Consider the following 699-nt stretch of genomic DNA (forward strand, 5'->3'; position numbering starts at 1 on the left):
CACCGCTTTTCGCTTTGCTCAAAGTCGAACTCGCGGCCAACGGTACTTAGACGCCAGGCTGGCGCTTTTTAATGAGCTCAGAAGCTGGGATCCGAACTATCTTGCCATCAACCATGGTTACGATTGCGGTGTTCGTTTGAATGGCTAGGTCAATCGCTGCTTGACCGGCGCGTTGCATAGCATAGTAGGATCCAGCGATATCGGGATCTGGTGAATTACGAATGTCGTTATTTGGAATAGTCATAGTTAACCTTGGTCAATTTGCTCCGGTGGAGTTTTGTCGCCATTTAACAATACCCATGATTTTACAACTTTTTGATATTTTGAGAGATTTTCTAATCCCGCCTTATATCGCCTTCGAATAACATCTTCAGGAATATTGTGACCTCCCTGTGCCACCCGCTCAGCTACGCGAGAGATGGCTAATTCAGGGGAGCTTAGTGCAATAAACCAGAGTTTGACGTCATAGCCCAAATCTCTCCATTCCTGAATACGTTGAGTGGTAATGAGCTCCAATAAAGTGGTCTCAAAAGCAAAGCTTTCTCCAGCTTTAGTATGTTCATCTAATTCGTTTAACATCAACCGAGCTGCTTTGAATGAAATGGATTCAGGGTCAAAGGGCGCTAGGCCAGCGGCAATGAGATCGGCATTGATAAAGCGTAATGTTAAGGCTTTGACTGATGGCGTTTATGAAATGCG

The 699-nt window shown here is 45.2% G+C and carries 2 protein-coding genes; both read right to left on the minus strand.

The genetic code is table 11. From position 1 onward, the window contains the following. Positions 1 to 46 precede the first annotated feature (46 nt). Positions 47 to 244, minus strand: coding sequence for a hypothetical protein (locus LZG75_RS12240; RefSeq protein ID WP_233925161.1), 198 nt, complete (start codon positions 242 to 244; stop codon positions 47 to 49). 2 nt (positions 245 to 246) lie between these two features. Further along, on the minus strand, positions 247 to 579 hold the full coding sequence (locus LZG75_RS12245) for a zeta toxin family protein (RefSeq protein ID WP_233937699.1): 333 nt from the start codon (positions 577 to 579) through the stop codon (positions 247 to 249). Between the last annotated feature and the right edge of the window lie 120 nt (positions 580 to 699).

Source organism: Polynucleobacter sp. IMCC30063 (assembly GCF_021395235.1).
GTDB lineage: Bacteria > Pseudomonadota > Gammaproteobacteria > Burkholderiales > Burkholderiaceae > Polynucleobacter.